The organism is Brevibacterium sp. LAARM3_SD1 (genome assembly GCF_057364765.1).
On the sequence record NZ_JBNFOL010000005.1, the window covers coordinates 162,942 to 185,099 of the forward strand.

Annotated in this window: 18 protein-coding genes and 2 pseudogenes; all 20 read right to left on the minus strand. The window is 67.0% G+C overall.

Translation table 11 applies throughout. The annotated features are described in order from the left end of the window. Positions 1-48: 48 nt before the first annotated feature. Positions 49-1,596: a pyruvate kinase gene (pyk, locus tag AC2W7L_RS04700; RefSeq protein ID WP_486003467.1), complete on the minus strand. Its 1,548-nt coding sequence runs from the start codon at positions 1,594-1,596 to the stop codon at positions 49-51. A 126-nt stretch (positions 1,597-1,722) separates the two neighbouring features. After that, the gene (locus tag AC2W7L_RS04705) at positions 1,723-3,186 is read right to left on the minus strand and encodes a glutamate synthase subunit beta (RefSeq protein WP_486003468.1); all 1,464 of its coding nucleotides are present in this window, start codon (positions 3,184-3,186) and stop codon (positions 1,723-1,725) included. Next, entirely contained in the window at positions 3,179-7,879 is a 4,701-nt protein-coding gene (gene gltB, locus AC2W7L_RS04710; RefSeq protein ID WP_486003469.1) for a glutamate synthase large subunit, read from the minus strand. The genes AC2W7L_RS04705 and gltB overlap by 8 nt, the downstream gene beginning before the upstream one ends. Before the next feature lie 185 nt (positions 7,880-8,064). Continuing rightward, the gene (locus AC2W7L_RS04715; protein WP_486003470.1) at positions 8,065-9,111 is read right to left on the minus strand and encodes a prolipoprotein diacylglyceryl transferase; all 1,047 of its coding nucleotides are present in this window, start codon (positions 9,109-9,111) and stop codon (positions 8,065-8,067) included. Beyond that, complete coding sequence (trpA, locus tag AC2W7L_RS04720) at positions 9,108-9,899, minus strand: tryptophan synthase subunit alpha (RefSeq protein ID WP_486003471.1); 792 nt, start codon at positions 9,897-9,899, stop codon at positions 9,108-9,110. The genes AC2W7L_RS04715 and trpA overlap by 4 nt, the downstream gene beginning before the upstream one ends. After that, positions 9,896-11,109: pseudogene (gene trpB, locus AC2W7L_RS04725) on the minus strand (tryptophan synthase subunit beta). Before trpB ends, trpA begins: the two are co-directional and overlap by 4 nt. 127 nt (positions 11,110-11,236) lie before the next feature. Beyond that, entirely contained in the window at positions 11,237-12,034 is a 798-nt protein-coding gene (gene trpC / locus AC2W7L_RS04730) for an indole-3-glycerol phosphate synthase TrpC (protein WP_486003472.1), read from the minus strand. Then, the gene (locus tag AC2W7L_RS04735) at positions 12,031-12,300 is read right to left on the minus strand and encodes an HGxxPAAW family protein (RefSeq protein ID WP_167196520.1); all 270 of its coding nucleotides are present in this window, start codon (positions 12,298-12,300) and stop codon (positions 12,031-12,033) included. Before AC2W7L_RS04735 ends, trpC begins: the two co-directional genes overlap by 4 nt. A gap of 96 nt (positions 12,301-12,396) precedes the next feature. Beyond that, a complete protein-coding gene (locus AC2W7L_RS04740; protein ID WP_486003473.1) occupies positions 12,397-12,969 on the minus strand; it encodes a Trp biosynthesis-associated membrane protein in 573 nt (190 codons plus the stop codon). A 4-nt stretch (positions 12,970-12,973) separates the two neighbouring features. Next, entirely contained in the window at positions 12,974-14,614 is a 1,641-nt protein-coding gene (locus AC2W7L_RS04745) for an anthranilate synthase component I (RefSeq protein WP_486003474.1), read from the minus strand. Beyond that, positions 14,517-14,873, minus strand: coding sequence for a phosphoribosyl-AMP cyclohydrolase (gene hisI / locus AC2W7L_RS04750; protein ID WP_486003475.1), 357 nt, complete (start codon positions 14,871-14,873; stop codon positions 14,517-14,519). The genes AC2W7L_RS04745 and hisI overlap by 98 nt, the downstream gene beginning before the upstream one ends. After that, a complete protein-coding gene (hisF, locus tag AC2W7L_RS04755; protein ID WP_486003476.1) occupies positions 14,870-15,634 on the minus strand; it encodes an imidazole glycerol phosphate synthase subunit HisF in 765 nt (254 codons plus the stop codon). Before hisF ends, hisI begins: the two co-directional genes overlap by 4 nt. Before the next feature lie 9 nt (positions 15,635-15,643). Further along, positions 15,644-17,145: pseudogene (locus AC2W7L_RS04760) on the minus strand (carboxyl transferase domain-containing protein). An 11-nt stretch (positions 17,146-17,156) separates the two neighbouring features. Then, complete coding sequence (locus tag AC2W7L_RS04765) at positions 17,157-18,362, minus strand: CaiB/BaiF CoA transferase family protein (protein WP_486003477.1); 1,206 nt, start codon at positions 18,360-18,362, stop codon at positions 17,157-17,159. 2 nt (positions 18,363-18,364) lie between these two features. Next, positions 18,365-18,799, minus strand: a complete 435-nt coding sequence (locus AC2W7L_RS04770; protein ID WP_486003478.1) for a PH domain-containing protein — start codon at positions 18,797-18,799, stop codon at positions 18,365-18,367. A gap of 7 nt (positions 18,800-18,806) precedes the next feature. Continuing rightward, entirely contained in the window at positions 18,807-19,646 is an 840-nt protein-coding gene (gene hisG / locus AC2W7L_RS04775; protein WP_167196547.1) for an ATP phosphoribosyltransferase, read from the minus strand. 53 nt (positions 19,647-19,699) lie between these two features. Next, on the minus strand, positions 19,700-19,963 hold the full coding sequence (locus tag AC2W7L_RS04780) for a phosphoribosyl-ATP diphosphatase (protein ID WP_167196551.1): 264 nt from the start codon (positions 19,961-19,963) through the stop codon (positions 19,700-19,702). A 98-nt stretch (positions 19,964-20,061) separates the two neighbouring features. Beyond that, the gene (locus AC2W7L_RS04785; protein WP_486003479.1) at positions 20,062-20,727 is read right to left on the minus strand and encodes a nicotinamide mononucleotide transporter family protein; all 666 of its coding nucleotides are present in this window, start codon (positions 20,725-20,727) and stop codon (positions 20,062-20,064) included. Positions 20,728-20,777: 50 nt separating this feature from the next. Next, complete coding sequence (gene rpe / locus AC2W7L_RS04790; protein WP_486003480.1) at positions 20,778-21,440, minus strand: ribulose-phosphate 3-epimerase; 663 nt, start codon at positions 21,438-21,440, stop codon at positions 20,778-20,780. Between the two features lie 3 nt (positions 21,441-21,443). Continuing rightward, a partial coding sequence (locus tag AC2W7L_RS04795) for an RsmB/NOP family class I SAM-dependent RNA methyltransferase (protein WP_486003481.1) occupies positions 21,444-22,158 on the minus strand: 715 nt, incomplete at its 5' end.

A 22,158-nucleotide genomic window follows, 5' to 3' on the forward strand; every position in this document is an offset into this window, starting at 1 on the left:
CCCCGCGGTCATGGGGCAGGCACCGCCGGCGTTTGAGCCTGGGTGCGGTCAGTGTCGGGGTGAGTGGCCCTCGCGCACGACCGGCACCTCACGGGTGATCGGCGCTTCGGCGACGACTCCATATCCGGCCAGCGGATCCTCTTCCGAGTCCGAGGCGTCCTGGTATGCGGCCGTCACACCCTTGGCGGCATCACCGATGGTGTGGATGCGCAGGGCGTTCGTCGAGCCAGGGATCCCGGGGGGCGAACCGGCAACGAGGATGCTCTGGTCGCCTTCGCGGGCCGTTCCGTCGGCGAGGAGCACAGCGTCGACCTGTCGTGCCATCTGGTCGGTGTGGCGCACGGTCTTCACGAGGTACGGCCGGACTCCCCAGGTCAGCGCCAGCTGGTGGCGCACCTGCGGGTCGGGTGTGAAGCCGAGGATCGGCCAGGCCGGACGCAGGCGGGACATGCGTCGCACGGAGTCGCCGGTCTGCGAGAAGGTGCACAGCAGGTCGATATCGAGCTGCTGAGCAATCTGCACGGCCGCCGCGGTGACGGCTCCGCCCTTCGTGTGCGGGACGGTGCCCAGCGGCGGAATCCGTTCGAGGCCGTGCTCCTCGGTGGAGCTGATGATCCGGCTCATGGTCCGGATCGCCTCGACCCAGTGGGCACCCACCGAGGTCTCACCGGAGAGCATGAGCGCATCGGTGCCGTCGAGGACGGCGTTCGCGCAGTCGCTGGCTTCGGCACGGGTGGGCCGCGGTGCATCGATCATCGTCTCGAGCATCTGCGTGGCGACGATCACGGGCTTGGCCTGCTGGCGTGCGATCTCGACGGCCCGCTTCTGCACGATCGGCACCTGCTCGAGCGGCAGTTCGACGCCGAGGTCGCCACGGGCGACCATGATTCCGTCGAAGGCGTCGATGACCTCATCGAGCTGGTCGACGGCCTGCGGCTTCTCGAGCTTGGCGATGACAGGAGCGGTGATTCCGACTTCGTCCATGACCGCACGGACATCGTTCATGTCCTCGGGACTGCGGACGAAGGACAGGGCGACCCAATCGAAGCCGAGCTGCAGCCCCCACTTGAGATCGTCGACGTCCTTCTCCGACAGCGCGGGGACGGAGACCGGGACCCCGGGGAGGTTGATGCCCTTGTGGTTGGAGATGGTGCCGCCGATCTCGACCTCGGTGACCACGTCGGTATCGGTCACCTCGGTGGCGCGCAGGCGCAGGCGCCCGTCGTCGATGAGCAGCGGATCGCCGACGGAGACGTCTTCTGCCAGGGTCGGCAGGGTCGTGGATACGAGTTCTGCGGTGCCGGGGACGTCACGGCTGGTGATGGTGAACGTGGCGCCTTCGACGAGCTCTTCCTTGCCGTTTGCGAAGGTGCCTACGCGGATCTTCGGACCCTGGAGGTCCAGCAGGACGGCGACGGGGCGGCCGGTGTCGAGTGCGGCCTGGCGGACCCAGGCGAACTTCTCTTCGTGCTCTTCTCGCTTTCCGTGGCTCAGATTGAATCGGGCGACATCGACGCCCTCATCGACGAGCTCGCGGATCTCTTCATAGGAGTTCTGGTTCGGACCTAAAGTTGCGACTATCTTTGCACGCCTCATACGCTCCACCCTACCTAAAAGTCTCAGCCGGCGTTTCCACCGCTCTGCGCTGGTCACGAGCGGTGCGGGTGCGGCACTTCGCTGTGCCGCACCACCGCCGCTTCTCATTGTCTGACATGCATCATCTTAGCATTTGAACCCTTCGTCGGCAGGTCGGACGGGCGCCGGCAGCCGCGTCGACCCGGTGAGGAACCGGTCGACTTCGGCGGCCGCGGCGCGCCCCTCGGCGATGCCCCACACGATGAGCGACTGTCCGCGTCCGGCATCGCCTGCGACGAAGACTCCGGGGGTCTCCGAAGCGTAGGAGTCATCACGGGTGAAGGCTCCGGAATCGTCGACGTCGAGACCGAACGAGTCCGACTCCGGTCCGGAGAATCCCAGTGCCAGCAGCACGAGATCGGCCTCAAGGACGTGTTCGGTGCCCGGTGTCGGAATCCGGCGGCCGTCGACGAACTGGGTCTCGGCGACCTCGATCCCGCTCACGCGGCCGGTGTCGTCGCCGACGAAGCGCGTGGTCGAGGCGAGGTACTTCCGCGTTCCGCCCTCCTCGTGCGAGGACTGGACTTCGAAGATGCGAGGAACTGTCGGCCACGGATCGCTCTCACTGCGTTCGGCGGGCGGCTGGGCGCCGATCGCCAGGGTCGTCACAGAGGCCGCCTTCTGGCGCAGGGCCGTGCCCAGGCAGTCGGCGCCCGTGTCCCCGCCGCCGATGATGATGACGTGTTTGCCCGCGGCGTCGATGAACTCCGACGAGTCGGCCTGGGGCCCGCGATGGTCGCCCGCCTGATCCCGATTCGAGGGCACAAGGTAGTCCATGGCGAATTCGACCCCGTCGAGATCGCGGCCGGGGATCGGCATGTCGCGCGGAACCGTCGCACCCGTGCACACGATGACGGCATCGAAGCTCGAACGCAGGGACTCGAGCGTGACATCGCGTCCGACTTCGACCGAAGTCTTGAAGCGGGTGCCCTCCGCACGCATCTGATCGAGTCGACGATCGATGTGGTGCTTCTCCAGCTTGAAGTCCGGGATGCCGTAGCGCAGGAGTCCGCCGAGGCGGTCGGCGCGTTCGTAGACGACGACCGTATGCCCGGCCCGGGTCAGCTGCTGGGCTGCGGCGAGCCCGGTGGGACCGGATCCGATCACGGCGACCGTGTGGCCTGTGATCCGCTCGGGGATGATCGGCTGGATGAGACCGGCGTCGAAGCCCTGATCGACGATCGTGACCTCGACCTGTTTGATAGTCACTGCCGGCTGGTTGATGCCGAGGACGCAGGCGTTCTCGCACGGAGCCGGACAGGCACGCCCGGTGAACTCCGGGAAGTTGTTCGTCGCGTGAAGCAGTTCGACGGCGCGGGGGAGCTCGCCGCGGTACATCGCGTCGTTGAATTCCGGGATGAGGTTGCCCAGCGGACAGCCCTGATGGCAGAAGGGGATGCCGCAGTCCATGCAGCGTGATGCCTGCCGTCGCAGCTGCTCGGGATCACCCGCCTCGTAGACCTCCTTGTAGTCCATGAGACGGATCGGGACGGGGCGCCGCTTCGGCAGCTCCCGGTGTTCGATTGTGAGGAATCCGTGCGGATCAGCCATTGGTGGCCTCCAGAATCGTGTGCCAGGCCTCGTCCGAGTCGACGGCCTTGCCGGCCGCGGCGAACTCGTCCTGGATGTCTTTGACCGTCGCGTAGGCGACGGGGATGATCTTCGTGAAGCGGGAGAGGACGTCCTGACCTCGGCGCAGTCCGTCGAGGAGCTCGCCGGCCAGCGGTGAGGCAGTCCATTCGACATGCTCACGCAGCAGCCGCTCGAGAATCTCCATATCGTCCACGCCGACACCGGTGAAACGGAAGACGCCGGCCGCCCGCTCCTTCGGATTGAGTCGGGCGGGATTGAAGTCGAGCACATAGGCGGTGCCGCCGGACATGCCTGCGGCGAAGTTCCGGCCGGTGCCGCCGAGGATGACGGCCACACCTCCAGTCATGTACTCGAGGCCGTGGTCGCCGATGCCCTCGACGACCGCCTCGGCGCCGGAGTTGCGGACGAGGAACCGCTCCCCCACCTGTCCTGAGACGAACAGCTTGCCAGCCGTCGCCCCATAGCCGAGCACATTGCCGGCGATGACGTTGTGTTCAGGTCGGGTGGGGTTCTCCGCATGCGGCCGAACGCTGACGATTCCTCCCGACAGGCCCTTGCCGACATAGTCGTTTGCATCACCGTGGAGTTCGATGCTGACACCCTTCGGCAGGTAGGCGCCGAGGGACTGTCCGGCAGTTCCGCGCAGCTCGAGCCGGATCGTGTGCTCCGGCAGGCCCGCTTGCCCGTGGGCGAGAGTGACGTGATGGCCGAGCAAGGTGCCCGCCGAGCGGTCGGTGTTCTCGATCGCCGAGGTGATCGTCGTCTCCGTGCCCTCCGAGATGGCGTCTCGGGCCTGCTCGAGCAGGCGGAGGTCGAGCTCGTCGGCGAAGCCGCGGTCGACGCGTTCGCCGCATTTGCGTGCGACGTCGGAGCTGCCGTGGAGGTCGACAGGGACCTTGAGGATCGAGTCGAGATCGAGGTCGAGCCCCGTTGCGGCCGCCCGCTCCTCGTCGATGCTCAGCCGCTCGACCGCGCCGATGGCCTCATCGAGGCTGCGCAGGCCGAGCGCCGCCAGGTAGGCGCGGACCTCCTCGGCGATGAAGGTGAAGAAGTTGACGACGTGATCGGCCTGACCGTGGAAGCGCTCGCGCAGCTTCGGGTTCTGGGTCGCCACACCCACCGGGCATGTGTCCTTGTGGCACACGCGCATCATGATGCAGCCGGAGACGACGAGGGCCGTGGTCGCGAACCCGAACTCCTCCGCGCCGAGCAGGGCTGCGATGATGACATCCCGGCCGGTCTTGAGCTGACCGTCGACCTGTACGCTGACCTTCTCGCGCAAACCGTTGAGCACGAGGGTCTGCTGGGCCTCGGCGAGGCCGAGCTCCCAGGGAGTGCCCGCGTGCTTGAGCGAATTGAGCGGACTCGCTCCGGTTCCGCCGTCGTGCCCGGAGATGAGGACGACGTCGGCACCGGCTTTCGCCACTCCGGCAGCCACCGTGCCCACGCCGATCGCGGACACGAGTTTGACGTGGACCCGGGCCTTGGCGTTGGCGCGGCCGAGGTCGTGGATGAGCTGGGCCAAGTCCTCGATCGAGTAGATGTCATGGTGCGGCGGCGGCGAGATCAGCCCGACGCCCGGAGTCGCGTGGCGAGTCTTCGCTATCCACGGGTAGACCTTCGTCCCTGGCAGCTGCCCGCCCTCGCCGGGCTTGGCTCCCTGCGCCATCTTGATCTGCAGGTCGTCGGCTTCGGTGAGGTAGTGGCTCGTGACGCCGAAGCGTCCCGAGGCGATCTGCTTGATCGCCGAACGGCGCTCGGGGTCGATGAGCCGCTCGGTGTCCTCGCCGCCTTCTCCCGTGTTCGACTTGCCGCCGATCCGGTTCATCGCGATCGCCAGGGTCTCGTGGGCCTCTTGGGACAGCGAACCGTAGCTCATCGCTCCGGTCGAGAACCGCTTCATGATCTCCTCGGCGGGTTCGACCTCGGAGATGTCGATCGGGCCCGATTCGCGTGGAACGAGGTCGAAGAGACCGCGCAGCGTCATGAGTTCGCGCGACTGTTCGTTGATCTGTGCCGTGTACTGGCCGAAGATGTCGAAGCGTCCCGTGGCGGTGGAGTGCTGGAGCTTGAAGATCGTCTCCGGGTTGAACAGATGCTCCGGCCCTTCGCGACGCCACTGGTACTCCCCGCCGACGTTGAGGTTCCGGTGCGAGGGTCGGGGGTGATCATCGCGGTAGGAGTCCCCGTGGCGGGCACTCGTCTCCGCTGTGATCTCCCTGATGCCCCTGCCGCCGAGCTGGTGCGGCGTCGAGGTGAAGTACTTGTCGATGAATGTCTCGGACAGCCCCAGAGCCTCGAAGGTCTGGGCCCCGTGGTAGGACTGCACGGTCGAGATGCCCATCTTCGACATGATCTTGAGCAGTCCCTTGTTGAGCGCGGTGAGCACGTTGGCAACTGCGGCCTCTTCGCTGATGCCCCGGATCCGGTCCGAGCGGACGAGCGCCTCGGCGGATTCCATGACGAGGTACGGATTGACCGCGGATGCCCCGAAGGACACGAGGGTCGCGACGTGGTGGACCTCGCGGACGTCACCGGCCTCGACGATGATGCTCGCCCTCGTCCGCGAGCGTTCGCGCACAAGGTGGTGGTGCAGCGCCGAGGTGAGCAGCAGCGATGGGATCGGAGCGAGATCGGCCGTCGAGTCCCGATCGGAGAGGATGATGAACACGGCGCCGGCCTCGATCGCCGCGCTCGCCTCGGCGCACAGCGCCTCGAGACGCTCGGCCATCGCGTCCTCTCCCCCGTTGACCGAGTAGAGGCCGGAGAGGATCACGGAGGGGTGTGCGTTCTCCACGCCGAGGTGGCTGCCCTTGACGTGCGCGATCGCCGTGAGCTCGTCGTTGTCGATGACCGGCTGGTCGAGCAGGATGTGCGCGGAGTCGGGCTTCGAGAACTCGAGCAGATTGCCCTCTCGGCCGATCCCGGCAGCCATGCTCGTCACGATGTCCTCGCGGATCGAGTCGAGCGGCGGATTCGTCACCTGAGCGAAGTTCTGGTGGAAGTAGTCGAAGAGCAGACGAGGTCGCTGACTGAACGCTGCGATCGCGGTGTCCGTGCCCATCGCTCCCAGCGGTTCGGCACCGGTCTCGGCCATCGGCGAGATGAGGATTCGCAGCTCCTCCTCGGTGTAGCCGAAGGTGCGCTGGCGGCGCCTGACTGAGGACTGCGGGTGAGTGACGTGGACGCGGGTGGGCAGATCCTTCAATCGCTTCGAGCAGCTGTCTACCCAGTCGGAATAGGGGTGGTCGGTGGCGAGCTGGTTCTTGATCTCCGTGTCGGAGATGATGCGCTCGGACTCGGTGTCGACGAGGAACATGCGGCCCGGGGTGAGACGGCCGCGGGCGACGACCTCGGACTCGGGCAGATCGACGACTCCGACCTCGCTGGCGAGCACCACCGTGTCCTCGGTCATCACGTACCGGGCCGGGCGCAGGCCGTTGCGGTCGAGGACGGCGCCGGCGAGCCGGCCGTCGGTGAAGGCCACACAGGCGGGACCGTCCCAGGGCTCCATGAGCAGCGAATGATATTCGTAGAAGGCCCGACGCTCCTCGCCCATGCCCGGATTGTTCTCCCAGGCCTCGGGGATCATCATCAGCATCGCCTGCGGCAGCGATCTTCCGGAGGCGACCATGAGCTCGACGACGGCATTGAAGGACGCCGAGTCGGAGGCACCGGGCGGCACGATCGGGCACAGCCGGTCGAGGCTGCGCGAGGTCTCGGGCACGGGAGAGACGAGGAGTTCGGAAGCGAGCTTCGATTCCCTGGCTTGCATCCAGTTGCGGTTGCCGCGCACGGTGTTGATCTCGCCGTTGTGAGCGATCGTGCCGAATGGCTGGGCCAGTTGCCACGACGGGAAGGTGTTCGTCGAAAAGCGCGAGTGGACCAGCGCGATCCGCGACGTCAGCCGCTCGTCGTGGAGTTCTGTGTAGAACGAGGCGAGCTGACCGGTCGAGAGCATCCCCTTATAGGTGATGGTCGCCGGGGACAGCGAGGGAAAGTAGATGCCCGCGTGGTCGAGTCGCTTGCGCACGATGTATGCGCGACGGGTGAGGTCCGCGTCGTCACGGGCCGGGTAGCGCTCGTCGCAAGCGAGGAAGACCTGGCGCATCCGCGGCATGGTCGATCGGGCGATTTCGCCGAGCACACTGTCATCGTGGGGCACATCCCGCACCGCGAGGACGCGCAGGCCCTCCTCGGCGGCGATCCGGGCGACGAGGTCGTCCTGGCTTTCGTCGCCGGCCGCGGCGCCGGCACCTAAGTCCGGGGAGACGTTCTCCGACAGCGGCGGGGTTGCGGCCTTGAGATCGCGGCCGTAGTCCTGGGCGAAGAATCCCACGCCCACGGCGTACGCGCCGGGCTCGGGCAGGTCGATGCCGTCGGCGGCGAGCACCTCGGCGAAGTAGTCATGGGGCACCTGGAGAGTGATGCCCGCACCGTCGCCGGTGCCCTCGTCCGAGCCGATGCCGCCTCGGTGCTCGAGCTTGCGCAGAGCGGTCAGGGCCTGTTCGACGACCTCGTGGTCGGCAGATCCGCGGTAGCGGACGATGAGTGCGAGGCCGCAGTTGTCGTGTTCGAGCGCCGGATCGTAGAGCCCGATGCGGCCAGGTGGGGCCGTAGTCTTGGGGGTCGACTGAGCGCTGTGGTTCATATGCTGCCTTCTCGATGTTGAGTGCTTCCCGAAAAGACGGCGCTGTCCCTTGCGGTGTGGACGAGTCCGAAAAACAGCGTTTCCGAACCCGGCTGTGAGATCACACTCACAGCCGGAGTCCTAACTTACACCATGTGCAATTTCAGAAAAAGCAGACAAAGGAACGAACAGCGAACCAATTCGTCTCATTTGTTGGACATTCGCGGCTTCTCTTCGTGGGAGGCAGGCACCGATTTTCCGCGCACATCGGGCACGATCGAGATCGCCGAGGTCACGGCTCCGAAGAAACCGAAGCTGTGGCGACCACTGAGATCGATGTCTGATTCGCGCTCGATCTCCATATCGTCAGCCTCGGTGTCAGCCGCGGCGACGGGCACGTCCGCGCTCGCGCGGTCATCGGGGTCGGCCACCCGCGCCACGGATGGCAGCGGAGCTCCGGAGGTCTCGGCCGCCTCGGCGATATTGGGTGAATTGATCTCAAAGGTGTGCTTTCCGCGGCGATGGCGGCGCAGCAGGGTCCGGGACCCGTGCATGTAAACACCGGTCTCATAGGTGCGGTGACGCAGTCGGGAGACGATGAGCCAGCCGAGGCCGAGGAGCAGAGCGAGGATGGCCGTCCACACGTTGAACGGCAGTCCGAGGAGCAGGCGCGCGTCCTCGGCCGCGGGGGTGCCGATCCGCAGGGCCTCGAGCAGAATGCGGCCGACGCCGAACAGGCACAGATACAGGGCGAAGACCTGTCCGTAGCCGAGGCGGAGGCGTTTGGACACGATGATGAGCACAACACAGGCGATGAGGTTCCACGCCGATTCGGTGAGCACAGTGACCAGTTCGAGGCGACCGTCGAACCAATCGCTGAAGGCTCCGGCGACGTGGCCGAGGATGAGCCCCGGTGCGACCGAGTCGAGCAGCGGTCGGAACCTGATGCCTTGGATGCGGGTGAGCACCCAGACGGAGAGGAAGCCGAGGATGGTGGCTCCCCAGAAGCTGAATCCGCCGTCCCAGACCGCCAGCGCCCGCAGGGGACTGCCGTCGGGGCCGAAGTAGGTCTCCGGCGCCGAAAGCAGATGTCCGAGGCGTCCGCCGACGACGGCGGCCGGAAGGCCGACGACCGTGATAGCCCACAAGTCTCCCTTATGGCCGCCGCGGGCGCGCCATTGGATGCTCGTCATCCACAGAGCGAGTCCGATGCCGAGGACGGTGAAGACGACCCATGCCGGGCTGAAGCTCATGCACACCCTTCTGCGAGCTCGGCGGCGAGTCGACCGACTCCGGCCACTCCTTCGGAGTCCAGCACCCGGACGAGGGCAGAACCGACGATGACGCCGTCGGCGTATTCGGCGACTTCTGCCGCCTGTTCGCGGTTCGACACGCCGAGGCCGACGCAGGCGCGTTCGGCTCCTGCTTCCTTCAGCCGGGCGACGAGATCTCGGGCATGGTTGTCGACTTCGGAGCGGACTCCCGTGACACCCATGGTCGAGGCGGCGTAGACGAAGCCGGAGCTGTGCTCGACGATTCGGGCCAGCCGTTCGGGCGTCGATGATGGTGCGGCGAGGAAGATGCGGTCGAGGTTGTGCTTCTCCGACGCAGCCAACCACGGTCCTGCCTCATCGGGGATGAGGTCGGGGGTGACGATGCCGCCGCCTCCGGCAGAGGCGAGGTCGCGGGCGAAGCTGTCGATGCCGTACTGGAGCACGATGTTCCAGTAGGTCATGACGACCGCGGTGCCGCCGGCGGAAGCGATGGCTTCGACCGCGGTGAAGATGTCGCTGGTGCGCACCCCGTTGTCGAGTGCTGTCTCACCGGCACGTTGGATGACGGGTCCGTCCATTCCGGGATCGGAGTACGGCATGCCGACCTCGATGATGTCGACGCCGTTGCGGACGAGTTCGACCATGGCCTCGACCGATCCCTCCACCGTGGGGAAGCCGACCGGAAGGTAGCCGATGAGAGCGGCCTTGCGGCCCGCCTCAGCGACGGCGTTGAGGGTGGTTCCTGTGCGTGGGCCGGAGTGCGTCATACCTGCACCGCTCCTTCGTCGATGTAGTCGAACCATTTCGCGGCGGTCGTCATATCCTTGTCGCCGCGGCCGGAGAGATTGACCAGCAGGACCGCATCGGGTCCGAGCTCACGGCCGATGCGCATGGCGCCGGCCAGAGCGTGGGCGGATTCGATGGCGGGGATGATGCCTTCGGTGCGGGAGAGAAGCCGCATGGCCTCCATCGCCTCGTCGTCGACGACGGGTTGGTAGGTCACTCGGCCGGTGTCGTGGAGGTGGGAGTGTTCGGGACCGACCGAAGGATAGTCGAGTCCGGCCGAGACCGAATGGGAGGCCCGAGTCTGTCCGTCGGAGTCCTGGAGGATGTAGGTGGCCGAACCGTGGAGGACGCCGGGGCGTCCGCCGGAGAACCGGGCGGCGTGGCGGCCGGAGTCGACTCCTTCGCCGCCGGCTTCGAAGCCGAAGATCTTCACGTCGGCATCACCGAGGAAGGCGGCGAAGAGGCCCATGGCGTTCGATCCTCCGCCGACGCAGGCGCAGACGGCGTCGGGCAGGCGGCCGACCATGTCCTTGATCTGTTCGCGGGCTTCGACGCCGATGACGTTCTGGAAGGAGCGCACCATCGCGGGGAACGGGTGGGGACCGGCGACCGTGCCGATGACGTAGTGGGTGTCGTCGACATTGGCCACCCAGTCGCGCATGGCTTCATTCATCGCGTCCTTGAGGGTGCGGGTGCCGTTGGTCACGGCGTTGACCGTGGCTCCGAGCAGACGCATGCGCGCGACGTTGAGGGCCTGCCGCTGGGTGTCCTCCTCACCCATGTAGACCACGCAGGACATGTCGAGCAGCGCGGCGGCGGTCGCCGTGGCGACTCCGTGCTGCCCGGCTCCGGTCTCGGCGATGACGCGGGTCTTGCCCATCCGCTTGGCCAGCAGAGCCTGAGCCAAGGCGTTGTTGATCTTGTGGCTGCCCGTGTGGTTGAGGTCTTCGCGCTTGAGGAACACGCGCGCACCGCCGCAGTGCTCGGCGAAGCGCGTGGCCTCGGTGAGCAGAGACGGCCGGCGATGTAGTTGCGCTGCAGAGTGAGGAGTTCGTCGGTGAAGGCCGGATCCACCTGGGACTTGCGCCAGGTCTCTTCGATCTCGTCGAGTGCCGGGATCAGCGCTTCGGGAAAGAACCTGCCTCCGAACTCGCCGAAGTACGGTCCGGTCTCCTGGCTCACATCGGTCATTGCGGTCCTTCTCGATCTCCTCGTGGCGTCGGCAGGCGCAGGCGGTGAGCCTCCGCCGTGCCGGACGTCGGAATGGGTGCGGTATGGGCCATCGTCGGCCACGTGCAGCGGCCGATGGCGGCGGGGTTCAGGATGCGGACAGCGAGCGGCGTTCTCGGCCGAGGGCGGTGTACTCCTCGACAGCGGCCTGCGGACGGCCGCCGGTGACGAGCGCTTCGCCCACGAGCACGAGATCGGCGCCGGCGTCCGCGTACTTCGACACCTCGGCTCCGCCGGCGACGCCGGACTCGGCCACGAGGGTGCATCCTGCGGGGGCGAGTGCGGCCAAAGGCGCGAATCGATCGGTGTCGACGCTGAGATCCTTGAGGTTGCGGGTGTTGACGCCGATGAGTTCGGCACCGAGTTCGGCAGCGATCTCCAGCTCTGCGCGGTTGTGGGTCTCGACGAGCGCGGTCATCCCCAGCTCGGTGGCGAGGGCATGGAACTCGCCCAGCTGCACGGGGTCGAGTGCTGCGACGATGAGCAGAACGATATCGGCGCCGTGGGCACGAGCCTCATGGAACTGGTATTCGTCGACCATGAAGTCCTTGCGCAGGACCGGGATGTCCACGGCGGCGCGCACCGAGTCGAGGTCAGCGAGGCTGCCGTTGAAGCGGCGAGCTTCCGTCAGCACGCTGATGGCCCGGGCTCCGCCGGCAGCGTACAGACCCGCAAGGGTGCCGGGGTCGGGAATCTGGGCGAGGTCCCCGCGGGAGGGCGACTTCCGCTTGACCTCGGCGATGACGCCGAAGTCAGCGGACAGATCGAAGCGTCGGGCCGGTTCGGCCGCAGCCGCTCGTGCCGTGATCTCGCTCAGCGGAACAACGCTGCGGCGCGCCTGCAGGTCTTCCCGCACGCCGGAGACGATGTCGCCTAGGACCGTCATTTCTTCTTCGGCTTGTTGCCCAGCCCGACGGCACGCAGGATCAGTCCGACGACGACGCCGAGGGCGACGATGCCGATGGAGATGTAGGTGATCGTGGGGTTGTGGATCGTGAAGCCCACACAGCCGACGCAGACGCCGATGAGCATGATGATGACTCCGGTCCATCCCGCCACCGAGTTGCCGTGTCCGGGATCGGCGATCGCTGCGTAGTCGATCGTGGATTTGTCGAGATCTGCGGCCCCGTTGCGGGCGATGGACTGCGACATGGCGCTCCTTTGTGTGAGTGCGTGACACGCGTATGGAATCTTTCCTCCATTGTGTCACGCTTCTTCTGCTGACCGGACACCGACCCGGTCACAAGGTCATTTCGAATCCGGCTCGTCGTCCGGACGATTCGGCTCCTCGTCGTCGGGACCGTTCGGCTCTTCGTCGTCGGTGGCGTCTTCGACGTCTTCTCCGCGGGACAGGGCGTCCCAGGTCGCGGCCGAGTCGAATTCCCCGCCGGCGGCTTCGGCGGTGCGGGCGTAGCGGTTGGAGTTCGTCCACCCGTTCGAGGCGACGGCGACCCAGACGATGCCGATGACTCCGATTCCCGCGGCCACTGCCGCGATGATCGCCCAGGAGGTGGCTCCCGGCGCCGAGACGGCGCTCAGGGCCGTGATCCCGTAGCCGATGCCGGCGATCCCGGCCAGACCGAGGACGACGAAGCGTCCGATCCGACCGAGCATTGCGGCGAGCAGACCCGAGACGGCGATGATCGCCACACAGGCGGTGGCCACGGGCGAGGCCTGCGAGCTTGCATCCTCGGTGACCTTCGCCACACCGGTGGGTCCGAGTGTGTCGCCGCCGGCGCCGGCCTGCCAGGCGGAGATCGTCAGCGCCCACAGTGCGGCGGCGATGACGAGGACGATGAGGACTCCGCGTGATTTCGTCATGGCCTCACCTCCGGCTTCCTTCGCCCGTGCGCAGCGCGTCGGCCGCGGCGGCCGCACGCAGCACGGCCGCGGCCTTGTTCTCGGATTCCTGGTATTCGGTCTCCGGCACGGAATCGGCGACGAGCCCACCTCCGGCAAAGACGCTCATCGTGCCGTCCCGGAGCACTCCGGTGCGGATGGCGATGGCCAGATCGAGGTCACCGGTGAAGGACATGTAGCCGACCACTCCCCCGTAGATTCCGCGTCCGACGGGTTCGAGCTCGTCGATGATCTGCAGCGCTCGGGGTTTGGGCGCACCGGAGAGAGTGCCGGCGGGGAAGGTCGCCCGGAGCACGTCGATGGCGGTGGTTCCGGGCTCGAGTTCACCGCGCACGGTCGAGCTGATGTGCATGATGTGGCTGTAGCGGACGATGTCCATGAACTCGCTGACGTCTATGGTTCCGGCCGCGCAGACCTTCGCCAGGTCGTTGCGGGCGAGGTCAACGAGCATGAGGTGCTCTGCTCGTTCCTTCTCATCGGCCAGGAGCTCCCGTGCCAGGGAGTCATCAGCTTCCGGTGTGGCACCGCGGGGGCGAGAACCGGCGATCGGGTGCGTGACCACCTCTCCGGACCGGACGGTGACGAGCGCTTCCGGTGAGGAGCCGACGATGCTCACCGGCTCCCCTCCGTCGTCGTGGAGGTTGAGCAGGTACATGAATGGGCTCGGGTTCGCATGCCTCAGCATCCGGTACACACTCAGCGCATCGGCATCGCAGGGGGTGTCGAAGCGCTGGCCGATGACGACCTGGAAGATCTCTCCGTCGACGATCTTCTGCTTCGCCGTCTCCACACCGTCGAGGTATACCTGCGGTTCGGTACGGGTGGCCACCTCGGGGTCGGCCTTCCTGGGGCGCAGGATATCGGCTGGGCTGGGCTGCTGGAGGCGCTCACACATCGCGGCGATGCGGTCGACTCCCGAGGCGTGGGCCTCGTCGATGCCGGTGTCGGTGCCGTTGACGTTGAACACGTTGGCCACGAGGGTGACCGTGCCCGAATAGTGGTCGAAGACGGCGATGTCACCGGGGATCATCAGCTGGACCGTCGGCAGGTGGTGTTCGTTGGGCCGCGGCGGGCCGAGCTTCTCGAAGCGGCGGACGATGTCCCACCCGAAGTAGCCGACGAAGCTCGAGACCATGGGCGGCAGCTCCGATTCCGCCTCGGCCACGGCGAGGAGCTCGAGAGTCGCGGTGACCGCGTCGAGGACGTCGCCGTCGGTGGGGATGCCCACCGGCGGGGTGCCGGTCCAGTGGAATCCGTCATCGGTCGAGATGAGGGTGGCCACCGGTGCGGATCCGATGAAGGAGTACCGGGCCCAGGAACCGGCGACGGCGGATTCGAAGAGGAAGCTTCCCGGTCCGCCGTCGGTGAGTTTGCGGTAGAGGCTCAGCGGGGTCTCCGAGTCCGCGAGTACCTGGGTGTGGACCGGTACCAGCCGGTGTTCGGCGCCGAGGGCTCGGAACTGGTCGAGGCTGGGTCGGATCGGCAGGTCGGTCGGGTTCGCCGCTGGGTCAGTCGACACTGATGGTCCTTCCGGTGAAGCAGGTCGGGGTGTTCGTATGGCAGGCGGGTCCGGTCTGGTCGACGAGCATGAGCAGGGCGTCGGCATCGCAGTCGAGGGCAAGTGAACGGACATGTTGGACATGGCCGGAGGTCTCGCCCTTCACCCAGTATTCCTGCCGGGACCTGGACCAGTAGGTGGCCCGCTTCGTCTCGAGTGTGCGGGAGACGGCCTCAACGTTCATCCAGGCGAGCATGAGCACGTCGCGGCTCGTGGCCTCTTGGACGATGACGGGGACGAGTCCGTCGTCGTTCAGCCGGATGATCTCCCGCCAGTTCTCCGGGGTGGCATCGATATCGCTGCTCATCGGACCTCGATTCCCTCCTTCCGCAGTGCGTCCTTGACCTCGGCGATGCTCAGAGTGCCGAAGTGGAAGACGCTGGCGGCCAGCAGAGCATCGGCGCCTGCTTCCACCGCCGGGGCGAAGTGTTCGACCTTGCCGGCTCCGCCCGAGGCGATGAGCGGCACGTCGACGGCGGCGCGGGCGGCACGGATGAGCTCGAGATCGAATCCCTCACGGGTGCCGTCGGCGTCGATGGAGTTGAGCAGGATCTCGCCGACCCCGCGGTCGGCGGCTTCCCGGATCCAGTCGATGGCGCAGCGTCCCGTGCCTTCGCGGCCGCCGCGGGTGGTGACCTCGAATCCGGATGCCGTGGTCGTCCCCTGTGTCCGGCGGGCGTCGAGGGAGAGGACGAGGACTTGGTTGCCGAAGTGCCGGGAGATCTCACTGATGAGCTCCGGGTTCTTCACCGCCGAAGTGTTGACCGAGACCTTGTCGGCCCCGTCGCGCAGCAGACGGTCGACGTCGGCGACGCTGCGGATGCCTCCGCCGACGGTGAGCGGGATGAAGACCTCTTCGGCGCAGGCGCGGACGACGTCGTGGACGGTCTCCCGGTCACCGCTGCTGGCCGTGACGTCGAGGAAGGTGAGTTCGTCGGCTCCGGACTCGCCGTAGCGGCGGGCGAGTTCGACGGGGTCGCCGGCATCCTTGAGGTCGGCGAACTTCACTCCCTTGACGACGCGTCCGCCGTCGACGTCCAGACACGGGATGACTCTGACAGCTACCACGCAGTCCTCCTAGATTCCCAGGCCCCGGTAGCGATCCATTCGGCGGGCCAGGCGCCGGGCCGATGGTTCGCGCATGAGCGAGATGAGTTCGTATTCGAGTGTCTCACCGACCCTGGCGACGAAGTCGAGCGGTTCGTCGCTGGCATCGGGGTGTTCGGCGATGATCCGGTCGACGACTCCGTTGGCCTGCAGCATGGGAGCATGCACGCCCTGGCTCTGTGCCATCTCGGCGGCTCGCTCGGTGGTGCGGTGCACGATCGCCGAGGCGCCTTCGGGCGGCAGGGGCGAGAGCCAGCCGTGTTCGGCGCTGAGCACCCGGTCGGTCGGGATGAGTGCCAGTGCCCCGCCCCCGGAGCCCTCACCGAGGATGAGCGAGACGGACGGGGCGTCGAGGTTGGCGAGGTCGGCGAGGCTGCGGGCGATCTCGCCGGCGATTCCGCCTTCCTCGGCTTCCTTCGACAGGGCCGCGCCCGGGGTGTCGATGACGGTCACGAGCGGCAGGTGCAGCTCCGCGGCCAAGCGCATTCCGCGCCGGGCCTCACGCAGCGCCGCCGGTCCCATTGGGGCACGGGAGTCCTGCCGGAACCGGTCCTGACCGAGGACGATGCACGGTGCGGAGCCGAACTTCGCCAGAGCCAGCAGCAGTCCGGGATCCTTCTCCCCTTCGCCGGTGCCGTTGAGCGGCAGTACGGTGTTCGCGGCAGTGCGCAGCAGGTCACGGACTCCGGGGCGTTCGGGACGGCGCGAGCTGGTGATCGCGGCCCAGGCATCGGAGTTCGGGTCGACGGTGTCCGGAGCCGTGTCGGGATCCGGCACGCGGCTGGGGACCTCCTGGGCACCCATGAGCACATCGAGGACGCGGGAGACGGTGCCGGCGATGCGCTCGGGACCGATGACGGCGTCGACGATGCCCATCTTGTGCAGGTTCTCTCCGGTCTGCACGTTCTCCGGGAACTGCTCCCCGTAGATGGCTTCGAATACCCGGGGGCCCAGGAATCCGATGAGGGAACCGGGTTCGGCCACGGTGACGTGTCCCAACGATCCCCAGGAGGCGAAGACTCCTCCGGTGGTGGGATGGCGCAGGTAAACGAGGTAGGGCAGTCCGGCCTTGCGGTGGGCGATGACGGCGTTGGTGATCTTCACCATCGACAGGAAGGCGATGGTGCCCTCCTGCATGCGGGTGCCTCCCGAAGCGGGTCCGGCCAGCAGCGGCAGCCCTTCGAGGCTCGCACGCTCGATGGCGTCGACGAGGCGTTCGGCCGCGGCCACACCGATCGAGCCGGCAAGGAAGCGGAATTCGCCGGCGATCACGGCCACGCGACGGCCGTCGATGGTCCCTTCGCCGCTGATGATCGCTTCGTCGACCCCGGACTTCTGCGCCGCGGCATCGAGTTCAGCGGCGTAGTCGTCCGAGATCCGCCGGCGGGTCGGACGGGCGTGGTGTCCCAGGACCGGAACGATCCTTCGTCGAGGACGATGTCGACGAGTTCGTGGGCATTCAGACGCGTCATGACGGTCCTGTTCAGTTTCCGTCGGCGAGCCACGCCACGATGGAGTCCGCGTCTTCGTCGAGCAGCGGCGGAGCATCGTGAGCCGTGCGGGTGGTTTCGACCTCACCGGAGGCTCCGGCGTCGAAGAAGCGCAGGGGCGGTCCGGGCAGGTCGATGTCCCCGAGCACCGGGTGGTCGACTGAGACCTTGAGTCCCTGGCTGAGGGCCTGGTCCCACTGGTAGACCTCGGGCAGGCTGCGGACCGTGCCGGACGGGATTCCCGCCTCGGTGAGCTTGGCCAGCAGATCGGCTGCGTCGAAGGCGGAGAAGCGGTCTTCGATGAGTTCGATGAGGGCGGGCCGGTTGGCCACACGGGAGGCGTTGTCGGCCAGGCCCTCGGCTGCGGGATCGATGTCGAAGGCGGCGCAGAACTTCTGCCACAGGTTCTCGTTGCCGACGGAGATCTGCACGGCGCCGTCGCGGCAGGTGAAGAGTCCGTACGGCGACAGCGACGGGTGATGGTTGCCGCCGGGCTGCGGTTCCTGACCGGCCACGGTCGCTCTGGTCCCCTGGAAAGCGTGGACGCCGACCATTCCCGCGATGAGCGAGGTGCGCACGACCTTGCCCTTGCCGGTGCGTTCGCGTTCGAGGAGTGCGGCCAGCACACCGTAGGAGCCGTAGATGCCGGCGAGCAGATCGGCGATCGGCACTCCCACGCGCTGCATGTCAGAGGGCCCGGAACCGGTCAGGGACATCAGTCCGGCTTCGCCCTGGGCGATCTGGTCGTAGCCGGCGCGGGAGGCTTCGGGGCCGTCGTGGCCGAAGCCGGTGATGGAGAGGATGACCAGGCGCGGGTTGATCTCCATGCAGCGGGCAGTGGAGAAGCCGAGCCGGTCGAGGACTCCGGAGCGGAAGTTCTCGATGAGCACATCGGCGCGGGCGATGAGACCGGTCAGGGTGTCTTTGCCCGTCTCGGATTTGAGGTCGAGGGCGATGGATTCCTTGTTGCGGTTGCACGAGAAGAAGTAGGTGGCCTGAGGGTTGTCCTCGGGTCCGACGAAGGGAGGACCCCAGGACCGCGAATCGTCGCCTTTGCCGGGGTTCTCGACCTTGATCACTCGCGCACCGAGGTCGCCGAACATCATTCCTGCATGGGGGCCGGCAAGTGCTCGGGAGAGGTCGACGACGGTATATCCGGTCAGGGGTCCTGCCGCAGTCTCGGGTGTCTCGTTCGCCATTCCTAGTCCTCCTTGAAGTGGGTGCGTCTCTTGATGAGCATACGCAATCGTGCGACCTCCGCATGGGCGCGGCGACCGTCTGCGTGCTGGATCGCCATCACCGCGTAGGTGGTGCCGTCGGTGAGGTCCAACAGGGGCCAGGGGTCGTCACCCTCGGGTGAGAACGTCACGCCGAGGATCTGTCCCCAGTCGAACCGGCGGGTGCGCACCATGTTCTTGACCACCAGGCCCTCTGCGGTGGGCCGAGCCTGGATATCGGAGATGCGCAGCAGGGCGGCTCCGAAGAGAATCCCCAGCAGGTTCATCCATATCATGTCGAGCACCGTCCACGGTTCCCAGTCCACGACGAACAGCGCCACGGACAGGATCGCGAACCCCGCGGTCACGGCAACGGAGCCGACGATGCTGATGATGCGCACCTGTCGGGGCCGGAACACGGCGAGATCAGATTCGGCAGGCGCCAATGTTCGTCACCAGGATCGCACGCGCCCCGACTCCGTAGAGCCGGTCCATGACGTTGTTGACTTCCTTCGCTTCGACCATGACCCGCACGGCGACCCATCCGGTCTCCTGCAGCGGGGACACCGTCGGGGATTCGAGGCCCGGGGTCAGCGAGATCGCTTCGGGCACCAGACGCTGTTCGATGTTGTAGTCGACGAGCACGTACTGGCGGGCGACCATGACCGATTCGAGGCGGCGTTTGAGCACGCCGATGCGGGATTCGGCTCCGGCGCGCTGGATGAGCACACCTTCGGATTCGAGCAGCGGCTCGCCGAAGGTCTCGAGTCCCGCGGCGCGCAGAGTGGAGCCGGTTTCGACGACATCGGCGATGGCGTCGGCGACTCCGAGCTGGATGGAGACCTCGATCGCTCCGTCGAGCTGCACGGTCGTCGCGGCAATACCGCGTCGCTGCAGGTCGGCGTCGACGAGGTTCGGGAAGCTCGTGGCGATGCGCGCACCGGCCAGCTGGTCGGGCGAGGTGAAGGAGCCGACGGTGCCGGCGTAGAAGAAGCGGGAGGCACCGAATCCGAGTCCGAGCACCTCTTGGGCTTCGGCCTGTGACTCGAGCAGGAGGTCGCGGCCGGTGATCCCGGCGTCGAGGATGCCGGATCCGACGTAGATGGCGATGTCGCGGGGACGCAGGTAGAAGAATTCGACTCCGTTGACTTCGTCCTGATGGACCAGTGTCTTGGTTCCGCGTCGAGTGGAGTATCCGGCCTCGCTGAGCATATCGGAGGCGGCTTCGGACAGTGCGCCCTTGTTGGGCACGGCTACACGCAGCATGGGTTCCCTTTGGAGTTCGATGGCGACGGGTCGGTCAGGTTCGTGAAAGGCACTTACAGGTGGGTGTTGACGTCGTCGAGGGTGAGCCCCTTGGCGATCATCATCACCTGCACGTGGTAGAGCAGCTGCGAGATCTCCTCGGCGAGCTCTTCCTTGGTTTCGTATTCGGCGGCCATCCACACTTCGGCGGCCTCTTCCACGACCTTCTTGCCGATCGCATGGACTCCGGCGTCGAGTTCGGCCACGGTCTTCGAACCGGCCGGTCGATCGAGGGATTTCTGCTGGAGTTCGGCGTAGAGAGTCTCAAAGGTCTTCACTTCTCCAGCCTAATGCATGCCTCTCAACCGCAGCATTCGGGGTCTCACGTTCCAGAACACCGCAGGCAGGCAGTCCCCGGCCGCGCGGTCGGCGCCGCTCAGTCCTCGGGATCGCGGCCGATGTCGGTGGCCGGTCGGTGGGGTGCCGAGATCGTCTGGCGGGAGCGCTTCGACCAGTCGATGAGTCCGAGGATGACCATGACGAGGAAGAACAGGTACACGGCGCCGGAGAAGACGAGTCCCCCGGAGATCGCCAGCGGGATGCCGACGAGGTCGACTGCGAGCCAGACGAACCAGAATTCGACGATGGCCCGTCCCTGGGCGTACATGGCCACGATCGAGCCGATGAAGATGTACGCGTCGGGGTACGGGTTCCAGGACCATTCGCCCAGGGCGAGGACCCAGCCGAAGATTCCGGTGCCGATGACGAGAGCCGCGAGGAGGATCGCCCGCTCTTTCCAGGTGGCCCAGCGGACGAGGACTTCACCGGAGGCGGCCTTGGACTTCTTCCACTGGGTCCACCCCCAGATCGCGGCGACGATGATGACGACCTGTCGGGAGGCGTTGCCGCCGAGGCCGGCGGAGATGCTGGCGGAGAAGAGCAGGATGGAGCCGAGGATCTGCACCGGCCAGGACAGGATGTTCCGCCGCAGCGCGAGGACGACCGTGGCCAGGGCACAGATGTTGCCGAACAGGTCGGAGTACGGCACGGGTTTGCCCAGCAGTTCGAATGCCGGGGTGTTCAACCAGGCGAACAGGTCCATCGCAGGCTCTCTTCAGGTGTGGGCCGTTGCAGTCATCCGGCCCGGGTCGGTCAATGGGTGTGGGCGGCGGCGAGGGTGCGCAGCTCGCTGATGGCCGCTGCTGCGTCCTCGGCACCGTAGACGGCGGAGCCGGCCACGAGGACGTCGGCGCCGGCATCGACCACGCGGTCGATCGTCGATGCGGAGACTCCCCCGTCGACCTGCAGCTTGATCTCGAGTCCGGCGGCGGAGATCGCTTCGCGGGTCCGCGTGATCTTCGGCAGGCACACGTCGAGGAACTTCTGACCGCCGAATCCGGGTTCGACAGTCATGATGAGGATCTGGTCGAACTCGCCGAGGAGGTCGATGAAGGGTTCGATCGGGGTGGCGGGTTTGAGCGCGAGGCTCGCCTTGGCCCCGAGGCGGCGCAGCTCCCGGGCCAGGCGGACCGGGGCGGCGGCCGCCTCGGCGTGGAAGGTCACCGAGGCGCAGCCGATCTCCGCGTACACGGGAGCATTGCGGTCGGCGTCGGCGATCATCAGGTGGGCGTCGAGAGGGATCGGTGAGATCGCCTGGATGCGTTCGACGACGGGCGGGCCGAAGGTGAGGTTCGGGACGAAGTGGTTGTCCATGACGTCGATATGGGCCATATCGGCGGTGCTGATCTTCTCGAGCTCTCCGCGCAGGTCGGAGAAGTCCGAGGACAGGATGGAGGGGTTGATGTCGATGGACATGGGTCATTTCGCCTTTCGCAGGAGGGCCAGGAACATTCCGTCGCTGTTGTGCAGGTGCGGCCAGAGCTGAGCGTATCGCCCGCCGTCCCGGGTCACCGAGGCGAACGATTCCGCCTCGGTGCCGGTGATCGCCGACAGCACGGTCGGGGTATCGAGCACCTCGATGTCCGCGGTGCCGGACTTGGCGCGCAGGCGCAGGACTTCGTCGACGATGAGCACGGTCTCGGCATAGTGCGGCGAGCACGTCGAGTAGGCGACGACTCCCCCGGGCGCGCAGGCGTCGAGGGCTGCGGTCAGCAGTTCGCGCTGGAGTCCGGACAGGGCCGTGATGTCCTCGGGCCGTCGGCGGTAGCGGGCTTCGGGACGACGGCGCAGGGCCCCGAGTCCGGAGCAGGGCACGTCGACGAGGATTTTCGAGTAGGGGCCGCGGGCGTCGCGTCCGTCGCGGAGGGCCGCGGTGACGTTGCTCAGTGCCTTCGTCGAATCGCGGACGAGGTCCACGCGGTGCTCGCTGGAGTCGAAGGCCTCGAGGGTCAACGCTTCGCCGGCGGCTGCGGCTCCGAGGACGGCGGTCTTGCCTCCGGGGCCGGCGCACAGGTCGGCCCAGGTGCCGGCGGGTGCGTCGACCTCGGCCAGGGCGAGGGCGACGAGAGCAGACCCCTCGTCCTGGACGCGGGCGCGTCCGTCGGCCACGGCCGCGACGCCCGGGGCACGCGGT